Here is an 18,881-nt window from a genome sequence, read left to right on the forward strand (position 1 = left end):
AGGTCGACGCACTCCTTGAAGCTCTTGCACTTCTCGCCGCCCTTGCTCACCTCGGGCAGCTTGGCCGCGATGGCCTGGCCGGTGTCGTCCTTGGCGGCCTCGGCGGCCAGCGCGATCAGGTTCGCCGCGTCGTACGACTCCGCGGCGTAGGTGTAGTCCTTGAGCTTGGGGTCGAGCTCCAGGAGCTTCTTCCTGAACTCGTCGGGCGCCTCGGCGCCGGGGATGGTCCCCTTGACGCCCTTGAGCGTGCCCTTGGGCATCTTCTGGTAGTTGGTGTTCGACATGTTGCCGTCCACCATGTACCACTTGTACTTGTCGGCCGTCAGGCCCTGCTTGACCAGCTCCGCCACGACCTTGGCGCCCTCCTCGAACCCGATCAGCACGATCGCCTTCGGGTTCTTCGCCTTGATCTTGGCCACGTCGGCCGAGAAGTCGGCCGCCTTCGGGTCGTAGTCCACGCGCTCCACGACGCTCGCGCCGGCGTCCTCGGCGGTCTTGGTGATCTGGTCGGCCAGGCCGGAGCCGTACGAGTCCTGCATGGCCAGGATGCCGACGGTGTCGTTGCCGTCGGCGGCGACCAGGTCGCCCAGCACGCGGCCCTGCAGCTTGTCCGGCGGCGCCGTGCGGAAGTACAGCCCGTTGTCGTTGATCGTGGTGAACTTGTCAGAGGTGTTGGCCGGCGAGAACTGCACCACGCCCGCACCTGTGATCTTGTCAATGATCGACTCCGACACCGACGACGAGGCCGCGCCGATGATGGCGTCTGCCTTCTGCGCCAGCAGCTTGTCCACCGACTGCGAGGCGATGTTGGTCGTCGTGTCACCCGAGTCCGTGTGGACCTTGGTGATCGGCTTGCCGAGCACGCCACCGGCCTCGTTGATCTCCTTGACGGCCTGGTCCACGCCGGCGAACTCGGGCGGGCCGAGGAAGGCCAGCGAACCCGTCTGCGGCAGCACCGTGCCGAGGGTCAGCGTGCCGTCACCCTTGGCCGCGGGAGCCGAGGAGGCCGCCGCGGACGGGGCCGCCGAGTCGGACTGCTTCGCGGCCGTGTCACCACCGCCTCCACCACAGGCCGTCAGAGCCAGGCTCGCCGCGGCGGCGAGGGCCAGTGCGCGTCCTGCTGGAGCAATGCGGATCATAAAAGAGACTCCCCCTAATCTCAACGAAGGAACGATCACCTTCGCTGCGTTTGCCGAGCTCAGCTTGCCTGTTCGGAGAAGGGGTGGGGAGTTCTTACGCCGCTTTTATGCGGATTCGTAATGTCCCAAACACGCCCGGTAATGGCCTGTTTCGTAAGAGTTACGGACTTCTGTCAGCGTTGATGACCTTGGCTGGAAATTTCGGGATCCGGGCTGGAATCTGGGGGGCTTCAGCCGGCGACGTGGCCCTTGCGATATTCGACGGCCTTGCCCGCGTCGAACTTGTTGTTCGCGCCGTACTGGTAGACCCCGATCGTCGCCACCGACGGATCGCCCACGTCGTCGAAGTCGACGGGCCCGCTCACGCCCTCGTAGTCGACGTCCTTACCGGCCTTGAGCAGGTCCGCGCACTCCTTGAACCCGGTGCACTTCTCCCCGCCCTTGCTCACGTCCACCAGGTTCGCCGCGACCGCCACCCCCGAGTCGTCCCCCGCCGCCTCGGCGGCCAGCGCCACCAGCGTCACGGCGTCGTACGACTCCGCCGCATACGTGAACTCCGTCAGCTTGGGATTGACCTCCAGCAGCTTCTTCTGGAACGCCTCCGGAGCCGCCGCGCCGGGCAACGTGCCCTTGACGCCCTTGAGCGTGCCCTTGGGCATCTTCAGGAAGTTGGTGTTCGACATGTTGCCGTCCACCATGTACCACTTGTGCCTGTCGGCCGTCAGACCCTGCTTGACCAGCTCCGCCACGACCTTCGCCGTCTCCTCGAACCCGATCAGCACGATCGCCTTCGGGTTCTTCATCTTGATCTTGGCCACATCGGCGGAGAAATCCGGCGCTTTCGGGTCGTAGTCGACGCGCTCGACGACCTCGCCGCCACCCTCGGTGACACTCTTCTGCACCTGGTCGGCCAGGCCGGTGCCGTACGAGTCCTGCATCGCCAGGATCCCCACGGTGTCATTGCCGTCGGACGCCACCAGATCGCCCAGCACCCGCCCCTGCAGCTTGTCCGGCGGCGCCGTACGGAAATACAGGCCCTTGTCGTCGACCGTGGTGAACTTGTCGGAGGTGTTGGCCGGCGAGAACTGCACCACCCCAGCCCGGGTGATCTTGTCGATGATCGACTCCGACACCGACGACGCGGCCGCGCCGATGATCGCATCCACCTTCTGCGCCAGCAGCTTGTCCACCGACTGCGAGGCGATGTTGGTCGCCGAGTCACCCGAGTCCGTGTCGACCTTGGAGACGGGCCTGCCCATGACCCCGCCCGCCTCGTTCACCTCCCGCAGCGCCAGATCGACGCCCGCGAACATCGGCGGACCCAGATAAGCCAGCGAACCCGTCTGCGGCAACACCGTGCCGATGGCCAGCCCGCCGTCCCCTCTCCCCGCCGAAGCCGAGGAGGACGGTCCGGACCTCACAGCCGTCGTGCTCGAACACGCCGCCAGCACCAGGCAGCCCGCAGCGAGAAGGGCCGGCCCTCGGGCGACCGTGCGAATCGGCGCGCAAATGGAGCGGATCATCGAAAGCGTCTCCGTTCGAGATGAGCGAACCTGCCGTCCACCCATCAGTTACGCGCCGGAACACCTCCCATGAAAGCGCCCGAAGCCGGTTGGATGCCCACTCGTGACCACACCACAACCCACCGGCCCGAACCACCTGATATTGGGCCTTCTCAGCTCCGCCCGGCCGCGTCGTCGATAACGATCTGAGCAACCTCACGCATGCTCAACCGCCGATCCATCGACGCCTTCTGAATCCACCTGAACGCCTGAGGCTCGCTCCAACCGTGCTGCGTCATCAACAGCCCCTTGGCGCGCTCCACCAGCTTCCGCGTCTCCAGCCGCTCCGACAGGCTCGACACCTCGGCCGCCAGCGCCACCATCTCCTCGTGCCTGCTGACCGCCATCTCGATCGCCGGCACCAGATCCGCCTTCGTGAACGGCTTCACCAGATAAGCCATCGCCCCCGCGTCTCTGGCCCGTTCAACCAGGTCACGCTGGGAGAACGCGGTAAGAATCAGGCACGGGGCGATCCGCTCCGCCACGATCCGCTCAGCCGCCGAGATACCGTCGAGCACCGGCATCTTCACATCGAGGATGACGAGGTCGGGCTTCTGCTCGGCGGCCAGCCGGATCGCCTGCTCGCCGTCCCCGGCCTCGCCGACGACGACGTAGCCGTCCTCCTGGAGCATCTCCTTGAGGTCGAGGCGGATCAGGGCCTCGTCTTCCGCGATCACTACTCGCCGCTGCGTACTCACGAGCAGAAGAGTACCGATGTCCGGTACATTAGAGCCACGCTGGCGCCCTCCGGTTGATCAACTTCGGCAGCGGGGCACGGCGTATGTCCGGACAAATCCGGATAAATCCGCCGGAATGATGGAATGGCAGACATGGACGCCTCAAAAGCGTCTGCTCGAAAGGGCGTGCGGGTTCGAATCCCGCTTCCGGCACCTATCGCGGGATGAATCGGGTGCGTCGTCCACTCCCAGCGGCGTGCGCTGGTGCGAATACCCCGCTACCTGTTCAAGAACGAGTCCTCCGACACTCTGTGGTGAGGCGTTCGACCTGCACGGATCGCCGGTTCAGTTCAATGACGTCTACCACGGCACAATCCCGTCATCGTCATAGAAGCCGCCCGTCGGCCCGTCGGGGCCGAGAGTGGCCAGCCTGACGATGACGGCCGCCCCGTCCGCGGCAGTGCGGGTGATCTTGTACGGCAGGTCCTTGGTGAGGTCGGTGGCGCAGGCGCCCGGGGCGGCGGCGTTGACGAGGATGCCGTCCTTGTGGAGTTCCTTGGCGTACTGGACGGTGAGGGCGTTGAGCGCGGTCTTGGACACCGGGTAGGTGGCCATGGGCGGCAGGCCGGACATGTAGTGGCCGGGGTCGGTGTGGTGGGCGAGGGAGCCGACGCCGCTGGAGACGTTCACGATGCGGGCCGCTGGTGAGCGTCTGAGCAGGGGGAGCATGGCGTTGGTGACCATGAGGACGCCGATGATGTTCGTCTCGAACACGTCCCTGAGGGCCTGCGGCGGCGTGGCGCCGGGCGGCCGGTCCACGGGGCTGGAGATGCCGGCGTTGTTGACGAGCACGTCGAGGCGGGTCAGCGCGGCCGCGGCGGCCTCGATGGCAGCCGGGTCGGTGACGTCCAGCACGATCGGGTGTACGTCGCCGCCGGCCGCGCGGAGGCGGGCGGCGGCCTGCTCGCCCCGCTCGCGGTCGCGGGAGCCGAGCAGCACGGTCATGCCCTCGCGTGCGAGCCCCGCGGCGACCTCGTATCCGATGCCCTTGTTCGCCCCCGTCACCAGGGCTGTGGTGTTCTCCGTCATGTCGGGAAGCACATCACCGCTTGCCGTTCCGGGGCCAACACCGGGTGGGTCATGGCCAATACCCTGAAGGTATGGAGACGCGCGAGCTGACCTATTTCGCGGCCGTCGCGGAGGAGCTCCACTTCGGGCGGGCGGCCGAGCGGCTGGGCATCGCGCAGCCGCCGCTGTCGAGGGCGATCCAGAAGCTGGAGCGGCGGCTCGGGGTCACGTTGTTCGACCGGTCGGGGCGGCGGATCGCGCTGACTCCGGCGGGCGAGGTGCTGGCCAGGGAGGCGGCCAAGGTCCTCGACGCGGTGGCCGCCGCCACCGTGCGCACGCAGCGGGCAGGGCGAGCCGAGCCCCGGCTGGTCGTGGTGCTGAAGGCGGGCGGCGACGGGGGCCTGCTGCCGGAGATCCTCGCCGCCTACCGCGCGCATCCCGACGCCGTGGAGGTGGAGCTGGTGCTGTGCGCGGTGACGGAGCGGGCGCGGATGCTGCGTGACGGCACGGCCGACGTGGCGTTCCTGCACAGCCCGTACGAGGATCTGACGGGCTTCGACAGCGAGCCGCTCCGGGTCGAGGGCAGCGTGGCGATCCTGCCTCCAGGGCATCGGCTGGCGGAGCGCTCCTTCGTACGGCTGGCCGACCTGGCGGACGACCCGGCGCCGTGCTGGCCGGGCGAGCATCCCGACATCAGCGATCCGGCCACGTTGATGCAGCTGGTGGCGTTGGGGCGGTTGATCGCCGTGGCGCCGGAGTCGGTGGCGGATCACCTGCGGCGCGATCTGGTGGCCGTGCCGGTGCTCGACGGCACGCCGACGACCGTGGTGCTGGCCTGGCCCGAGGGGACGCGGTCGCGGGCGCTGGCGGCGTTCGTCCACACGGCGACCACCGTCGCGGCGCGGCACCCCGCCGCCGCCGTCACAGGGTCGCAAAAGGCGTGGTCAGCAGCTTTCGGGACCGCTCACACCGGGAATACCGTCTCTCAAGATCGATGAAGACGGGGGTGGGGCGGGATGCCGTTGAGCGTGGCGGAGCGGGAGGCGTTCCTGGCGGAGGCGTACATCGCGAGCCTGGCAGTGGAGGCGGGTGACGGGCGGGCACCGCTGGCCGTGCCCGTCTGGTACGACTACGTTCCCGGTGGCGATATCAGGTTCCTGACGGACGGCGACTCGCGCAAGGCCCGGCTGATCGCGAAGGCGGGCAGGTTCTCGATGCTGGTGCAGCGGGTCAGCCCGACCTATCGGTACGTGTCCGTCGAGGGCCCGGTCACCAGCTCCGAGCACACGACGCTGGAGGACCTCACCCGCATCGCCTCCCGCTACCTGCCGCCCGACGCGGTGGACGGATACGTGCAGGGCTCCGACCTGCACGCGCTCGTGACGTTCAGGATGCGGCCGGAACACTGGCTCTCCGCCGACCTGGGCGCTCTCGGCTGACCCGCGAACGGTATTTTTGGGCTCGTGACTGCTACTGATCCCACCTCTACCGGCGCTTTCGGCGTCGGGCTCGCGACCATCGCCGCCGACGGCACCGTACTCGACACCTGGTTCCCCGCCCCCGAGCTGGGCGACGCGCCCGTGACGGGCACCGAGCGGCTCTCCGCCGGCGAGGCGGCCGGCGACCTGGCCGAGCTGATGGAGCTCGCGGGTCCCGACGCGGCGCGGGGCGTGGAGGTGGTGGCGGTACGCACCGGCATCGCCAAGCTCTCCGAGGCGCCCGTGGACGCGCACGACGTCTACCTGCGGCTGCATCTGATCTCCGCGCGCCTGGTCAGGCCGCACGGGGCGAACCTGGACGGCATCTTCGGCCTGCTCGCCAACGTCGTCTGGACCAACTTCGGCCCGTGTCCGGTGCCGGGCTTCGAGCAGACGCGCCTGCGGCTGCGGGGCAGGGGCGCGGTGACGGTGTACGGGGTGGACAAGTTCCCGCGGATGGTGGACTACGTGCTGCCTTCCGGCGTGCGGATCGCCGATGCCGACCGGGTACGCCTGGGCGCCCATCTGGCCGAAGGCACCACGGTCATGCACGAGGGCTTCGTGAACTTCAACGCCGGCACGCTGGGCGCCTCCATGGTGGAGGGCCGCATCTCGGCCGGTGTGGTGGTCGGCGACGGCTCCGACGTGGGCGGCGGCGCCTCGATCATGGGCACGCTGTCGGGCGGCGGCAAGCAGGTCATCTCGATCGGCGAGCGCTGCCTGCTGGGCGCCAACGCGGGGATCGGCATCTCGCTGGGCGACGACTGCGTGGTCGAGGCGGGGCTCTACGTGACGGCGGGCACGAAGGTCGCCCTCCCGGACGGCACAGTGGTGAAGGCGGCCGAGCTGTCCGGCTCCAACGGGATCCTGCTGCGCCGCAACTCGCAGTCGGGCGCGGTCGAGGCGGTGCCCCGCACGGGCCAGGGCATCGAGCTCAACGCCGCTCTGCACGCCAACTGACGCTTCCCTGTCGGCGCGGGCGGCGTTCCAGACCGTGTCGCCCGCGCACCGGCGCCGCATTTGGGCAGGGCCCTTCTCCACAGGTGGAAGGGCCCTCGCCGTCTTGACCCGCTCGACCCGGCTCGTCGGCGTGACGGGTCGGGCGGGCACCACGTGGGCGCCCCACCGGTGTCTGGAGGGCCTTCAGCCGCGGTCGGCGGGAAGGCCCGGCCACGACGGAATCAGTGCGCGTGGGAGACGGCCGAGCCGATGGTGTGGACGCGGAGGGCGTTGGTGGAGCCGGGCGTGCCGGGAGGCGAGCCGGCGACGATGACGACCTTGTCGCCCTTCTCCAGCCTCCCCGACGACAGCAGCGACGCCTCCACCTGCCGCACCATGTCGTCCGTGTGGTGCACGAACGGCACGTGGTACGTCTCCACGCCCCACGTCACCGACAGCTGCCCCCGCACGTGGGGCGAGGAGGTGAAGGCGAGGAGCGGGATCGGTGAGCGGTAGCGGGCCAGGCGGCGAGCCGTCTCGCCCGACATGGTGAAGGCCACCAGCGCCTTGGCCCCGACGACGGCCCCCACCTCGGCGGCGGCGCGCGCGATGGCGCCGCCGGTGGTCTCCGGCATGCGCTCGAGCTTGTGGGTGGCGTGCAGGGACGTCTCCTCGGCGGCACAGGCGATGCGGTCCATCGTGGAGACGGACTCGATCGGGTAGTTGCCGACCGACGTCTCGCCCGACAGCATGACCGCGTCGGCGCCGTCCATGACCGCGTAGGCCACGTCGGAGGCCTCGGCGCGGGTGGGCCGCGGGGCGTTCATCATCGAGTCGAGCATCTGGGTGGCGACGATGACCGGGTGGGCCTTCTCGCGGCAGAGCTCGATGATGCGCCGCTGCACGATCGGCACCTGCTCCAGCGGCAGCTCGACGCCGAGGTCGCCGCGGGCCACCATGATGCCGTCGAAGGCGTCGACGATCTCGGGGAGGCGGTCGACGGCCTGCGGCTTCTCGATCTTGGCGATCAGCGGCAGGCGTACGGCCTCCTGCTCCATGATGTTGCGCACCACGTCGGCGTCGGACGGGCGGCGCACGAAGGACAGGGCAATCATGTCGAAGCCGGTGCGCAGCGCCCAGCGCAGGTCGGCCTCGTCCTTGTCGGTCAGCGCGGGGGCGCTGACGTTGACGCCGGGCAGGTTGAGGCCCTTGTTGTCGGAGATCATGCCGCCGATGACGACGCGGGTGATGACGCGGTCGCCGTCGACGCGGGTGGCCTCGAGCACGAGGCGGCCGTCGTCGACCAGGATCGTGTCACCGGGGCGGACGTCGTTGGGCAGCCCCTTGTAGGTGGTGGAGACCTGCTCGCGGTCGCCCGGCACGTCTTCGGTGGTGATGGTGAAGACGTCGCCGAAGCCCAGCCTGACGGGACCCTCCTCGAACGTCCCGACGCGGATCTTGGGGCCCTGCAGGTCGGCGAGCAGGCCTACACCGCGGCCGAGGTCGGCCGCCACCTCCCTGACGCGGTCGTAGACCTCTCTGTGCATGTCATGGTTGCCATGGCTGAGGTTGAACCGTGCCACGTCCATGCCGGCGGCGATCAGCTCGCGCAGGCGTTCCTTGGACGATGTGGCGGGGCCTAGAGTGCAGACGATTTTCGCGCGACGAGTCACGAGTCCTACCTTAATTGGTACAGACCACTTGGCAGTCACTGACGACGGAGAACGTAGCCCACGTTGGAGAACAGAACGAGAACGGCGACCCCCGGTCGCGTCAAGTTCGTGTACTTCTCGGGGTGAACGTCGAGGTCACGCCCAGGCCGCGAGCGCCAAGCGTCCTCATATCGTAACCGCCGCCACCACCGCCCACGACTCGGGAGCAGATCATGGTTCGACGGTGGCGGCCTTCCAGGCGTCCACGACGCCGTGTCCGTAGAAGCCGTTGTCGGCCGTGTCGCCCTGGCATTCCTGCGTCACGGTCTGGCCGTAGGTCTTGTACACGTACTGGCGGGGCGTCGGGCACGCCTTCGGGGTCGCCGTCTTGTACAGCAGGTCCTCGACCGTGGCGGGAGACAGGTCGAGCCCGCCCTTGCCGGGCTTGCCGAAGCGGCTGATGAGGATCGCCGCGACGCCCGTGGCATGGGGGGCGGCCATGGAGGTGCCGTCGAGGTACTGGTAGTAGGAGCAGGGGCCGGCCGTGCAGTCCTTGACGACGTCCGCGCCCTTGGGCTCGCCCTTGGCGTCGATGCGGCCGGCGGCCCGCAGCACGCGCTCGGGCGCGGCGGCCAGGATCGACCTGGTGGCCTTGGCGCCCTCGCCGTCCACCGCGTCGCCGCCGGGCGCGGCCAGGTCGGTCTGCTCGGTGCCGTAGTCGCTGTAGATCGCCTTGCGACCGGAGGGGCCGAGCGCGGAGACGGAGATGACGCCGTTCGACTCGGCCGGCACGTCGATGCAGGAGTTGTCGATCCGGCGGACCTTCTTCTCGCCCGCCGGGTAGCCGGGGCTCTCCTTGTCGACCTTGGGGTTGCCGAGGTCGACGGATTCGTTGCCGAGGGCGGAGATGAGCGTGACGCCGTGCTGGCGGGCGTAGTCGAGCGCCCGCTGCATGCCGGTGATGATGGCCTGCTGTTCGAGCTGCTGCTTCTTGGTGTCGGCCGGGTTGGCCGTGCAGTTGAACAGCCAGGGGTCGACGTAGTAGCTCATGTTCACGACGTCCACGCCGATGTCGGCGGCGTAGGTGAGCGCGTCGAGGCTGGGCTTGAGGAAGAAGTACCCGGAGTCCTGCCCGGCTCGGATGTTCACGATCTGGACGTTGGGGGCCACGCCCGCGATGCCGATGCCGTTGATGGGCGAGGCGATCGTGCTGGCCACGTGGGTGCCGTGGCCGTCGTCGTCCTCGTCCACGGGGTCCTTGCAACTGCTGACCTCGCAGGGGCCGTCGAGCGTGTCGCCGTCCTCGTCCTTGGGCTTGTCGGTGACGAAGTTGCGGCTGAGCTCGCGGTTGAAGTTGGGGGCGATGTCGGGGTGCTTGCCGTCCACGCCGGTGTCGATGACGCCGACCAGCACCTGCCTGCTGCCGGGAACCTTGGCGTTGGCGCGGTCGGCGCCGATCATCCGCATGTCCCACTGGCGGCCCGCCAGCGGCTCTCCCGAGCGGCTCTTGGTGAACGACCCCGCATCGGGGAAGGCCGCTGACCGGGCCGTCACACCCGCCACGGCGTGGTTGGCGGCGAAGCCGATGCTCCGGTCGGGGGACACCCCGACGACGGCCCTGTCGGCGCCCACCTGCTCCACGAACCCCCCGCTGCCCGAGGCCGTCAGGTAGCCGAGCCTGGCGTCCCCTCCCACCGTGGTCCCGCCCGCCCGCTCGACGGCCTCCCGCGCCTGGCGCTGCTGTCCTTGGGCGTAGAAGACGAGGTATTCGGGACCTGTGGGGGCGGCGGGTTTGCGCGGGGCCGAGGCCGGGGTCGAGGCGGAACAGGCGGTGAACGCGGCCATGGCGGCAAGCGCCATCAAGCCAGAGGCGACTCGCCGCATGCTTCCCCCATCCACCCAGTGCCGCAGATTCTGCATCTTCCCGACAGTCATCGGCTGATGCAACTTCGTAGTGAAATTTCGGATGGTAAGGAACGAAGCGGACCCCAGCCATGGGGTCCGCTTCACCTCAGGTCAGGCCGGCGTACCCGGCGCGGGCTTCACCTTGGCCCCGGCTTGGGCCGCGGGCCCGGACGTGGGTTCGGCCGCGTGCTCCAGGCGCATGTCCTTCAGGAAAACCAGGAGTACGGCGGCGGCCGGCATGATCGGCCCCGCCCTCAGCGCGTGAGGTCGAGCTTGACGCCGCCCAGCATGACCTGGCGAGGCATCGGACGGCTCAGGAACTCGTGCGGGAACCCCAGGTCCACCCGGCTGGCCTCCTCCAGCGTGGCCAGGTGGCTCTCGCTGAAGCGCACCTCCAGGGCCGTCAGGTTGTCCTCCAGCTGCCGCAGGGTGCGCGCGCCCACGATGGGCGCGGTCACCCCGGGGTTGAGCGTCGTCCAGGCCAGGGCGACCTGCGACGGCGTCACGCCCAGGTCGGAGGCCACCTGCTTGACCACGTCGGCGATGTCCAGGGCGCGCTCGGTCAGCGACCCGTTGGCCGCCGCGACGTTCTTGCGCGTGCCTGACGGATCGGCGGAGACCTCCTGGTCGAGGTCGGCGCGGCTGTACTTGCCGGTCAGCACCCCGCTGGCCAGCGGCGACCACGGGATGACCCCGAGCCCCATCTCCCGGGCCATCGGGATGAGGTCGCGCTCGACGGTCCGCTCGACCAGGCTGTACTCGATCTGCAGTGCGATCAGTGGGGCCCATCCGCGCAGGTCGGCGATGGCCTGCATGCGGGAGACCTGCCAGGCGGGCGTGTCGGAGATGCCGGCGTAGAGCACCTTGCCCGACCTGACGAGGTCGTCCAGGCCGCGCAGGATCTCCTCGACCGGGGTGGTGAAGTCCCAGGCGTGCAGGTAGAGCAGGTCGATGTAGTCGGTGTTCAGCCGGCGCAGGCTCGACTCCACCGACTGGACCATGCTCTTGCGGTGGTTGCCGCCGGAGTTCGGGTCGCCCGGCCGTCTGGCCAGGGTGTACTTCGTGGCCAGCACCAGCTGCTCGCGCCGCCCCGACGCGAACTCGCCGACCAGGGTCTCCGAGGTGCCCTCCGTGTACTGGTTGGCGGTGTCGATGAAGTTGCCGCCCCGGTCCACGTACGCGTCGAAGATCCGGCGTGACTCGTCCTTGTCCGAGCCCCAGCCCCAGTCCGTGCCGAACGTCATGGTCCCCAGCGCCAGCGGCGAGACCCGCAGACCGGACCGGCCGAGCAGGCGGTAAGTGTCAAGAGTCGTCATGCCATCAAGGCTGCTCCGGCGGTTCGCGGGGCGGAAGGGAAGGCTCTTCCTGGGAAGCCCGGTCCTAGGCAGGCGCGTCGTAGGATCGATGAGATGAACACCGTGGATCAGACCCGGGAGCTCGCGGCCTTCCTGCGCACCCGGCGCGAGCGGCTGACCCCCGGCGAGGTCTCCCTGCCCGCCCGCCGCACCCAGCGGCGCACTCCGGGCCTGCGCAGGGAGGAGGTCGCCGAGCTGGCCGGCGTCAGCGTCGACTACGTGATCCGCCTGGAGCAGGGCCGCGGGCTGCGCCCCTCCCCCGAGGTGCTGGAGGCGCTGGCAGAGGCGCTGCGGCTGAGTGAGGACGAGCGGGCCTACCTGTTCGACCTGGCCCAGCAGCGGCCCACCAGGCATGCTCCGCCGGCGGAGGAGGCGGGTCCGCTGGGGCAGCTGGTGCTGGATCTGTCGCCGCTGCCCGCCATGCTGATCAACCACCGCTTCGACATCCTGGCGTGGAACCCGCAGATGGCGGCCCTGTTCTCGATGGACCTGGCCACACTGCCCCCGCCGCAGCGCAACACGCTCTGGCTGTGCATGCTCCACCCGGGCCTGCGCGACTTCTTCCGCGACAGGGAGCGGGCGCTGCGCGAGAGCATCGCCGACCTGCGGGCCTCATGGGCGGCCCACCCCGACGACAAGGCGCTGACGGAGCTGATCGACGAGCTCACCACCGGCAGCGAGGAGGTCGCCCGCCTGTGGGCGCTGCGCGACGTGCGGGTCAACGGCCGGGGCCGGAAGCTGCTGCGGCACAGCACGAAGGGCCCGCTGACCGTCGACTACGAGGTGCTGGCCCCGCTCCAGACGCCCGAGCAGCGGCTGATCATCTACCGCGCCGCCGACCCGGCCTCGCAGAGCGTCCTCGACGCCATCGCCCGCGAGTGCACGTGAAAAGCCCGGGGCCGAAGCCCCGGGCTCGATGTCACACCAGCGGCCGAGCCGTCGGCAGGATCGGGTACGGCAGCGCCGTCTCCCCGGTCAGATACCGGTCCACGCCCGAGGCGGCGGCCCGCCCCTCGGCGATGGCCCACACGATGAGCGACTGCCCCCGCCCCATGTCACCGGCCACGAAGACGCCGTCCACCTTGGACATGTACGTCTTGTCGCGCGAGACGTTCCCCCGCGCGTCGTAGAAGCCGTCACCGGCGACCTCGGCCAGGTCCTGCAGCAGCGCGCCCTTCTCCGGGCCGAGGAAGCCCATGGACAGCGTCACCAGCTCGGCCGGGATCTCCCGCTCGGTGCCCGGGATCGGCTTGAAGCCGCTCTGCGGCCCCTCGACCTCGACCAGCCGCAGCGCCCGCACGTTGCCCTCGGCGTCGCCGACGAACTCCGTGGTGGAGACCGCGTAGACCCGCTCTCCCCCGCCGTCGGCCAGCTCCTCGTGGGCGCTCTCCATCTTGAACAGGATGGGGAACGTCGGCCACGGCTGGCTGCCGGGCCTGCTCGCCGGCGGCTGGGGCATGATCTCGAGCTGGGTGACGGACTTCGCGCCCTGCCGGATCGCCGTGCCGATGCAGTCGGCGCCGGTGTCGCCGCCGCCGATCACCACCACGTGCTTGCCCTCGGCCGAGATCGGCGACTTCTCGAAGTCGCCCTCCTGGACCTTGTTGGACAGCGGCAGGTACTCCATCGCCTGGTAGACACCCTTGAGCTCGCGTCCGGCCGCCGGCAGGTCGCGCCACTGGGTGGCACCGCCCGACAGCACCACGGCGTCGAACTGCTCGCGCAGCTCGGCGGCGGTGATGTCGACGCCGACGTTGACGCCGGTGCGGAACTCCGTGCCCTCGGCCCGCATCTGCTCCAGGCGGCGCTCGATGTGCCGCTTCTCCATCTTGAACTCGGGGATGCCGTACCGCAGCAGGCCGCCGATCCGGTCGGCCCGCTCGAACACGACCACGTCATGCCCGGCCCTGGTGAGCTGCTGCGCGGCGGCGAGGCCCGCCGGGCCCGAGCCGACGACCGCGACCTTCTTGCCGGTCTTGACGGCCGGGGGCTGCGGGGTCACCCAGCCCTCGGCGAACGCCCGGTCGATGATCTCGACCTCGACCCGCTTGATCGCCACGGGGTCGGAGTTGATGCCGAGCACGCACGCCGCCTCGCACGGGGCCGGGCAGAGCCGGCCCGTGAACTCGGGGAAGTTGTTCGTGGCGTGCAGCCGCTCGATCGCCTCGCGCCAGTCGGTGCGGTAGACGAGGTCGTTCCACTCGGGGATGAGGTTCCCGAGCGGGCAGCCGTTGTGGCAGAACGGGATGCCGCAGTCCATGCAGCGGGCCGCCTGCTTGGTCAGCTTCTCCTGCGAGAAGTCCTGGTAGACCTCGCGCCAGTCGCTGATGCGGACGTCCACGGGGCGGCGCGCCGGCAGCTCCCGGTCGTGCGTGAGAAAACCCTTCGGGTCGGCCATTCGGTACGCCTCCTTAACCCTGAACAGTGGTTGACAAGCACAGCCGGCCATCATGGCCAGGCTCATTACGGCGGGTCATGACTGCACCGCGGCGGCCATGACCGCCTCGTCGATGTCCCGGCCTTCGATGCGGGCGGCCTCTGCGGCAGCCATCACCCGCTTGTAGTCGGTCGGCATGATCTTGCCGAACCGGGCGAGCGCCGAGTCCCAGTCGGCCAGCAGCTCCTTGGCGACCGGCGAGCCGGTCTCCGCGAAGTGCTTCTCGACCGTCTCCTTGAGGAACTCGCCGTCCTCCTCGGTGAGCGTCTCGATGGCGACCATCTCGCGGTTGACCCGCTCGGGCTTCAGGTCGAGCAGGTACGCGATGCCGCCCGACATGCCGGCCGCGAAGTTGCGCCCGGTCGCGCCGAGCACGACGGCCCGTCCACCGGTCATGTACTCGCAGCCGTGGTCGCCCACGCCCTCGACGACCGCCGTGGCGCCGGAGTTGCGGACGCAGAACCGCTCGCCGACGACGCCGCGGACGAACACCTCGCCGGACGTGGCGCCGTACAGGGCGACGTTCCCGGAGATGATGTGGCCGTCGAGCGGGGCCTCCTCGTGCGGCCGGACGGTGACCCGCCCACCGGACAGGCCCTTGCCGAGATAGTCGTTGGCGTCGCCGGTCAGCCTCAGCGTGATCCCGCGCGGCAGGAACGCGCCGAACGAGTTGCCCGCCGAGCCGGTGAACGAGATGTCGATCGTGTTGTCGGGCAGGCCCTTGCCGCCGTACCGCTTGGTCACCTGGTGGCCGAGCATGGTGCCGACCGTGCGGTTGACGTTGCGGATGGGCAGCTCCAGCGTGACCGGGGTGCCCTCGGCGAGCGCGCCCTCGGCGAGCTGGATCAGCGTGTTGTCCAGCGCGTGCTGCAGCCCGTGGTCCTGCTCGACGACGCGGCGCAGGGCCGTGCCGGCGGGCAGCTCGGGCTGGTGCAGGATCGGCGACAGGTCGAGCCCGTCGGCCTTCCAGTGGCCCTCGGCCGCCGACATGTCGAGCATCTCGACGTGGCCGATCGCCTCGTCGAGCGAGCGGAAGCCCAGCTCGGCCAGGTATTCGCGGATCTCCTCTGCGATGAACTCGAAGAAGTTGACCACGAACTCCGGCTTGCCGCTGAAGCGCTTGCGCAGCTCGGGGTTCTGCGTGGCGACGCCCACGGGGCAGGTGTCGAGGTGGCAGACCCGCATCATGACGCAGCCGCTGACGACGAGGGGCGCGGTGGCGAAGCCGTACTCCTCGGCGCCGAGCAGCGCGGCGATCACGACGTCGCGGCCGGTCTTGAGCTGGCCGTCGACCTGGACGACTATGCGGTCGCGCAGGCCGTTCAGCAGGAGCGTCTGCTGGGTCTCGGCCAGGCCGAGCTCCCACGGCGCGCCCGCGTGCTTGAGCGACGTGAGCGGCGAGGCGCCGGTGCCGCCGTCGTGCCCGGAGATGAGCACCACGTCGGCGTGCGCCTTCGACACACCCGCGGCGACCGTGCCGACGCCGACCTCGGCGACCAGCTTCACGTGGACCCTCGCCTCCGGGTTGGAGTTCTTCAGGTCGTGGATGAGCTGGGCCAGGTCCTCGATCGAGTAGATGTCGTGGTGCGGCGGCGGCGAGATGAGGCCGACGCCCGGCGTGGAGTGCCTGGTCTTGGCGATCCACGGGTAGACCTTGTGGCCGGGCAGCTGGCCGCCCTCGCCGGGCTTGGCGCCCTGGGCCATCTTGATCTGCAGGTCGGCCGCGTTCACCAGGTATTCGCTGGTGACGCCGAACCGGCCGGAGGCGACCTGCTTGATCGCGGACCTGCGCGCGGCGTCGTAGAGCCGCTCGGGGTCCTCGCCGCCCTCGCCGGTGTTGGACTTGCCGCCGAGCCGGTTCATCGCGATGGCGAGCGTCTCGTGCGCCTCCATCGAGATGGAGCCGTACGACATCGCGCCGGTGGAGAACCGCTTGACGATCTCCGAGGCCGGCTCGACCTCCTCGATCGGGATCGGGTTGCCCTTGCGCAGCTTGAACAGGCCGCGCAGGGTCATCAGCCGCTCAGCCTGGGAGTCCACGAGGTTCGTGTACTCCTTGAAGATCTCGTAGCGGCGGGTCCTCGTGGCGTGCTGCAGCTTGAAGACGGTCTCGGGGTTGAACAGGTGCGGCTCGCCCTCGCGCCGCCACTGGTACTCGCCGCCGACCTGGAGCTTGCGGTGGGCGTTCTCCGCCCGCGGGTACGCGTGGCGGTGGCGCTGCTCGACCTCCTTGGCCAGCACGTCGAACCCGATGCCGCCCAGGCGCGAGGTGGTGCCGGCGAAGCAGGAGTCGATGACCTCCTGGCTCAGGCCGAGCGCCTCGAAGATCTGCGCGCCGGTGTAGGAGGCCACCGTGGACACGCCCATCTTGGACATGACCTTGATGACGCCCTTGCCGTACGCCTTGATCAGGTTGCGCACGGCCTTGCGCTTGTCCATCTGGAGCACGCCGGTGTCGACCAGGTCCTCGATGGTCTCGATCGCGAGGTACGGGTTGATCGCGCCGGCGCCGTAGCCGATGAGCAGCGCCATGTGGTGGCACTCGCGCGCCTCGCCGGTCTCGATCACCAGGCCGATCTTGGTGCGGGTCTTCTCCTGGATCAGGTGGTGGTGCACCGCGCCGGTCAGCAGCAGCGACGGGATCGGCGCCAGCGTGTCGGACGAGCCGCGGTCGCTCAGCACGATGATCCGGGCGCCGTTCGCGATCGCCTGGGACGCCTCGGCCCTGATCTCCCCCAGGCGGCGCAGCAGCGCCTCGCCGCCACCGGCGACCTCGTACAGGCCGCTGATGACATACGGGTGGAAGCCCGGCAGGTCGTGCTCGTCGTTGATGTGGATGATCTTGGCGAGCTCGTCGTTGTCGATCACCGGGTACGGCAGCACGAGCTGGCGGCACGACGAGGGACCCGGGTCGAGCAGGTTGCCCTCGGGGCCGATGGTGCTGGCCAGCGAGGTGACCAGCTCTTCACGGATGGCGTCCAGCGGCGGGTTCGTGACCTGCGCGAACAGCTGCGTGAAGTAGTCGAACAGCAGGCGCGGCTTCTCGCTCAGCACGGCGACGGGCGTGTCGGTGCCCATGGAGCCGATCGGCTCCTGGCCGGCCTTGGCCATCGGCGACAGGATGATGCGCAGCTCTTCCTCGGTGTAGCCGAAGGTCTGCTGCCGCTTGATCAGCGCCTCGTGCGTGGGGATCTCCCGCTGCCGCGCGGGCAGCTCCTCGAAGCGGACGAGCCCCGCGTGCAGCCAGTCCTCGTACGGCAGCTCGGCGGCCAGCTCGGCCTTGATCTCGTCGTCCTCGATGATCTTGCCGCGGGCGGTGTCGATGAGGAACATGCGGCCCGGCTGGAGGCGGCCCTTCCTGACCACGTCCTCCGGCCTGAAGTCCAGCACGCCGGCCTCGGAGGCCAGCACGACCAGGCCGTCGGCGGTCACCCAGAAGCGGCCCGGGCGCAGGCCGTTGCGGTCGAGCACGGCGCCGGCCAGGGTGCCGTCGGTGAACGTGATCGACGCGGGGCCGTCCCACGCCTCCATCATCGAGGAGTGGAACTCGTAGAAGGCCCGGCGCGCGGCGTCCATCTCGGTGTGGTTCTCCCACGCCTCCGGGATCATCATCAGCACGGCGTGGGGCAGGCTGCGGCCGCCGATGTGCAGCAGCTCGAGGACCTCGTCGAAGCTGGCGGTGTCACTGCCCTCTGGGTCACAGATGGGGAAAAGTCGTGAAATTTCGCCCGGGATGTGGGCGGACTCCAGCATCGCCTCGCGGGCCCGCATCCAGTTGCGGTTGCCCTTGACCGTGTTGATCTCGCCGTTGTGGGCGATGTAGCGGTACGGGTGCGCCAGCGGCCAGCTCGGGAACGTGTTGGTGGAGAAGCGCGAGTGGACCAGCGCGATCGCCGTCTCGTAACGCTCGTCGCTCAGGTCGGGGAAGAACGGCTCGACCTGGTCGGGCGTGAGCATGCCCTTGTAGACGATCGTCCTGGCGGACAGCGAGGGGAAGTAGACGTGGGCCTCGTGCTCGGCCCGCTTGCGCAGGCAGTACGCGAGCCTGTCGAGCTCCAGCCCCTCCCGGCCCTCCGGGTCGGCGACGAACAGCTGGGCGAAGTGCGGCATGACGGCCCTGGCGCTCGGCCCGGGCAGCTCGCGGTCGACCGGCAGCTCACGCCAGCCGAGCACGGTGAGGCCCTCTTCGGCGGCGATCTCCTCGATCAGGCCGGTGGCGACGCTCCTGGCCTGCTCGTCGAACGGCAGGAAAGCGATGCCGGTGGCGTACGCGCCGGCAGAGGGAAGCGCGAACGGCACACTCGCGCGGTAGAACCCATCGGGAATCTGCGTCAGGATCCCGGCTCCGTCGCCGGTGTCCGGCTCGCTACCCTTGGCCCCCCGATGATCGAGATTGCAGAGAGCCGTCAGCGCCTTGACCACGATCCCGTGCCCCCGGCGCCCGGCGACGTCGGCAACCATGGCGACACCGCAGGCATCATGCTCGTTGGCGGGGTGGTACAGGCCCTGGGGCTCGGGGAACCCGAGGTGGGCAGCAGGCATTTAATCCCTCCCGTCGTCATCGTCTGTCGTGAACTGCTCGTACAGGCGGGGACGACGTTGGCCCTGCTGCATATCGTGGGTAGAGATTACCGCACGCTGCCGGAATGGTGCCCAGCACGTCCGCATT

General features: G+C 69.5%; 13 protein-coding genes and 1 tRNA gene. 5 read left to right on the top strand and 9 right to left on the bottom strand.

Going from position 1 to position 18,881, the window contains the following annotated elements:
- The 3 genes from AB0J64_RS29320 to AB0J64_RS29330 form a co-directional block, all read right to left on the bottom strand.
- Positions 1-1,139 (bottom strand): ABC transporter substrate-binding protein (locus AB0J64_RS29320; protein WP_364033589.1); only part of this gene is annotated, 1,139 nt, incomplete at its 3' end.
- 230 nt (positions 1,140-1,369) lie between these two features.
- Positions 1,370-2,560 carry an ABC transporter substrate-binding protein gene (locus AB0J64_RS29325; protein WP_364033592.1) on the bottom strand — a complete coding sequence of 397 codons (1,191 nt, stop codon included), beginning with the start codon at positions 2,558-2,560 and terminating at the stop codon, positions 1,370-1,372.
- Between the two features lie 254 nt (positions 2,561-2,814).
- A complete protein-coding gene (locus AB0J64_RS29330) occupies positions 2,815-3,399 on the bottom strand; it encodes a response regulator (RefSeq protein WP_364033595.1) in 585 nt (194 codons plus the stop codon).
- Between the two features lie 109 nt (positions 3,400-3,508).
- On the opposite strand from AB0J64_RS29330, the gene AB0J64_RS29335 reads away from it, so the two are divergent.
- Positions 3,509-3,591: transfer RNA gene (locus tag AB0J64_RS29335), tRNA-Leu, on the top strand.
- A 147-nt stretch (positions 3,592-3,738) separates the two neighbouring features.
- Here the strand turns inward: AB0J64_RS29335 and AB0J64_RS29340 are convergent.
- Positions 3,739-4,467, bottom strand: a complete 729-nt coding sequence (locus AB0J64_RS29340; protein WP_364033598.1) for an SDR family NAD(P)-dependent oxidoreductase — start codon at positions 4,465-4,467, stop codon at positions 3,739-3,741.
- Positions 4,468-4,538: 71 nt separating this feature from the next.
- Here AB0J64_RS29340 and AB0J64_RS29345 point away from each other — a divergent pair, with 71 nt between their 5' ends.
- The 3 genes from AB0J64_RS29345 to dapD are packed head-to-tail and all read left to right on the top strand — an operon-like array spanning position 4,539 to position 6,884.
- Positions 4,539-5,444, top strand: coding sequence for a LysR family transcriptional regulator (locus AB0J64_RS29345; RefSeq protein ID WP_364033601.1), 906 nt, complete (start codon positions 4,539-4,541; stop codon positions 5,442-5,444).
- A gap of 18 nt (positions 5,445-5,462) precedes the next feature.
- Entirely contained in the window at positions 5,463-5,885 is a 423-nt protein-coding gene (locus AB0J64_RS29350; protein WP_364033604.1) for a pyridoxamine 5'-phosphate oxidase family protein, read from the top strand.
- 24 nt (positions 5,886-5,909) lie between these two features.
- Entirely contained in the window at positions 5,910-6,884 is a 975-nt protein-coding gene (dapD, locus tag AB0J64_RS29355) for a 2,3,4,5-tetrahydropyridine-2,6-dicarboxylate N-succinyltransferase (protein WP_364033607.1), read from the top strand.
- A gap of 221 nt (positions 6,885-7,105) precedes the next feature.
- Here the strand turns inward: dapD and pyk are convergent, their stop codons facing one another.
- The 3 genes from pyk to AB0J64_RS29370 all read right to left on the bottom strand — a co-directional run bounded on the left by pyk (position 7,106) and on the right by AB0J64_RS29370 (position 11,736).
- Positions 7,106-8,536, bottom strand: coding sequence for a pyruvate kinase (gene pyk, locus AB0J64_RS29360; RefSeq protein ID WP_364033610.1), 1,431 nt, complete (start codon positions 8,534-8,536; stop codon positions 7,106-7,108).
- A gap of 210 nt (positions 8,537-8,746) precedes the next feature.
- A complete protein-coding gene (locus AB0J64_RS29365; protein WP_364033613.1) occupies positions 8,747-10,375 on the bottom strand; it encodes a S8 family serine peptidase in 1,629 nt (542 codons plus the stop codon).
- A 299-nt stretch (positions 10,376-10,674) separates the two neighbouring features.
- Complete coding sequence (locus AB0J64_RS29370) at positions 10,675-11,736, bottom strand: aldo/keto reductase (RefSeq protein WP_364033616.1); 1,062 nt, start codon at positions 11,734-11,736, stop codon at positions 10,675-10,677.
- Between the two features lie 93 nt (positions 11,737-11,829).
- On the opposite strand from AB0J64_RS29370, the gene AB0J64_RS29375 reads away from it, so the two are divergent.
- Entirely contained in the window at positions 11,830-12,663 is an 834-nt protein-coding gene (locus tag AB0J64_RS29375; protein WP_364033619.1) for a helix-turn-helix transcriptional regulator, read from the top strand.
- A 31-nt stretch (positions 12,664-12,694) separates the two neighbouring features.
- Here the strand turns inward: AB0J64_RS29375 and AB0J64_RS29380 are convergent, their stop codons facing one another.
- Both AB0J64_RS29380 and gltB read right to left on the bottom strand, forming a co-directional pair.
- Entirely contained in the window at positions 12,695-14,173 is a 1,479-nt protein-coding gene (locus tag AB0J64_RS29380; RefSeq protein ID WP_364033622.1) for a glutamate synthase subunit beta, read from the bottom strand.
- Positions 14,174-14,248: 75 nt separating this feature from the next.
- A complete protein-coding gene (gene gltB, locus AB0J64_RS29385; RefSeq protein ID WP_364033625.1) occupies positions 14,249-18,754 on the bottom strand; it encodes a glutamate synthase large subunit in 4,506 nt (1,501 codons plus the stop codon).
- Positions 18,755-18,881: the final 127 nt, after the last annotated feature.

Origin of the sequence: Nonomuraea sp. NPDC049695 (assembly GCF_040674955.1) — a bacterium.
Classification (GTDB): Bacteria; Actinomycetota; Actinomycetes; order Streptosporangiales; family Streptosporangiaceae; genus Nonomuraea; species Nonomuraea helvata.